At 53.1% G+C, this 2,850-nt stretch carries 1 rRNA gene; it reads left to right on the forward strand.

From position 1 onward, the window contains the following. Positions 1–34 precede the first annotated feature (34 nt). Positions 35–2,850 (forward strand): 23S ribosomal RNA (locus tag ACLH1I_RS26455); the annotation flags it as partial.

The raw sequence follows: 2,850 nt of genomic DNA on the forward strand, positions 1-2,850 counted from the left end.
CGATGATGTTTTACGAAACATCTTCGGGTTGTGAGGTTAAGCGACTAAGCGTACACGGTGGATGCCCTGGCAGTCAGAGGCGATGAAGGACGTGCTAATCTGCGAAAAGCGTCGGTAAGGTGATATGAACCGTTACAGCCGGCGATGTCCGAATGGGGAAACCCAGTGCAATTCGTTGCACTATCGTTAACTGAATACATAGGTTAACGAGGCGAACCGGGGGAACTGAAACATCTAAGTACCCCGAGGAAAAGAAATCAACCGAGATTCCCCCAGTAGCGGCGAGCGAACGGGGAGCAGCCCAGAGTCTGAATCAGCTTGTGTGTTAGTGGAACGGTCTGGAAAGTCCGACGGTACAGGGTGATAGTCCCGTACACCAAAATGCACAGGTTGTGAACTCGAAGAGTAGGGCGGGACACGTGGTATCCTGTCTGAATATGGGGGGACCATCCTCCAAGGCTAAATACTCCTGACTGACCGATAGTGAACCAGTACCGTGAGGGAAAGGCGAAAAGAACCCCGGCGAGGGGAGTGAAAAAGAACCTGAAACCGTGTACGTACAAGCAGTGGGAGCACCTTCGGGTGTGACTGCGTACCTTTTGTATAATGGGTCAGCGACTTATATTCTGTAGCAAGGTTAACCGTATAGGGGAGCCGCAGGGAAACCGAGTCTTAACTGGGCGTTAAGTTGCAGGGTATAGACCCGAAACCCGGTGATCTAGCCATGGGCAGGTTGAAGGTTGGGTAACACTAACTGGAGGACCGAACCGACTAATGTTGAAAAATTAGCGGATGACTTGTGGCTGGGGGTGAAAGGCCAATCAAACCGGGAGATAGCTGGTTCTCCCCGAAAGCTATTTAGGTAGCGCCTCGTGAACTCATCTTCGGGGGTAGAGCACTGTTTCGGCTAGGGGGTCATCCCGACTTACCAACCCGATGCAAACTACGAATACCGAAGAATGTTATCACGGGAGACACACGGCGGGTGCTAACGTCCGTCGTGAAGAGGGAAACAACCCAGACCGCCAGCTAAGGTCCCAAAGTCATGGTTAAGTGGGAAACGATGTGGGAAGGCACAGACAGCCAGGATGTTGGCTTAGAAGCAGCCATCATTTAAAGAAAGCGTAATAGCTCACTGGTCGAGTCGGCCTGCGCGGAAGATGTAACGGGGCTAAACCATGCACCGAAGCTGCGGCAGCGACACGATGTGTTGTTGGGTAGGGGAGCGTTCTGTAAGCCTGCGAAGGTGACCTGTGAGGGTTGCTGGAGGTATCAGAAGTGCGAATGCTGACATAAGTAACGATAAAGCGGGTGAAAAGCCCGCTCGCCGGAAGACCAAGGGTTCCTGTCCAACGTTAATCGGGGCAGGGTGAGTCGACCCCTAAGGCGAGGCCGAAAGGCGTAGTCGATGGGAAACAGGTTAATATTCCTGTACTTGGTGTTACTGCGAAGGGGGGACGGAGAAGGCTATGTTAGCCGGGCGACGGTTGTCCCGGTTTAAGCATGTAGGCTGATTATCCAGGCAAATCCGGATAATCAAGGCTGAGGTGTGATGACGAGGCACTACGGTGCTGAAGTAACAAATGCCCTGCTTCCAGGAAAAGCCTCTAAGCATCAGGTAACATCAAATCGTACCCCAAACCGACACAGGTGGTCAGGTAGAGAATACCAAGGCGCTTGAGAGAACTCGGGTGAAGGAACTAGGCAAAATGGTGCCGTAACTTCGGGAGAAGGCACGCTGGTGTGTAGGTGAAGCCCCTGCGGGTGGAGCTGAGACCAGTCGAAGATACCAGCTGGCTGCAACTGTTTATTAAAAACACAGCACTGTGCAAACACGAAAGTGGACGTATACGGTGTGACGCCTGCCCGGTGCCGGAAGGTTAATTGATGGGGTTATCCGTAAGGAGAAGCTCTTGATCGAAGCCCCGGTAAACGGCGGCCGTAACTATAACGGTCCTAAGGTAGCGAAATTCCTTGTCGGGTAAGTTCCGACCTGCACGAATGGCGTAATGATGGCCAGGCTGTCTCCACCCGAGACTCAGTGAAATTGAACTCGCTGTGAAGATGCAGTGTACCCGCGGCAAGACGGAAAGACCCCGTGAACCTTTACTATAGCTTGACACTGAACATTGAGCCTTGATGTGTAGGATAGGTGGGAGGCTTTGAAGCGTGGACGCCAGTCTGCGTGGAGCCAACCTTGAAATACCACCCTTTAATGTTTGATGTTCTAACGTTGGCCCCTTATCGGGGTTGCGGACAGTGTCTGGTGGGTAGTTTGACTGGGGCGGTCTCCTCCCAAAGCGTAACGGAGGAGCACGAAGGTTAGCTAATCCTGGTCGGACATCAGGAGGTTAGTGCAATGGCATAAGCTAGCTTGACTGCGAGCGTGACGGCGCGAGCAGGTGCGAAAGCAGGTCATAGTGATCCGGTGGTTCTGAATGGAAGGGCCATCGCTCAACGGATAAAAGGTACTCCGGGGATAACAGGCTGATACCGCCCAAGAGTTCATATCGACGGCGGTGTTTGGCACCTCGATGTCGGCTCATCACATCCTGGGGCTGAAGTAGGTCCCAAGGGTATGGCTGTTCGCCATTTAAAGTGGTACGCGAGCTGGGTTTAGAACGTCGTGAGACAGTTCGGTCCCTATCTGCCGTGGGCGCTGGAGAATTGAGGGGGGCTGCTCCTAGTACGAGAGGACCGGAGTGGACGCATCACTGGTGTTCGGGTTGTCATGCCAATGGCACTGCCCGGTAGCTAAATGCGGAAGAGATAAGTGCTGAAAGCATCTAAGCACGAAACTTGCCCCGAGATGAGTTCTCCCTGAGACTTTAAGTCTCCTGAAGGAACGTT

The sequence above is a fragment of the Klebsiella sp. 1SOBk10mer genome, from assembly GCF_046602535.1.
In the GTDB taxonomy this organism is placed as follows: Bacteria; Pseudomonadota; Gammaproteobacteria; order Enterobacterales; family Enterobacteriaceae; genus Klebsiella; species Klebsiella quasipneumoniae.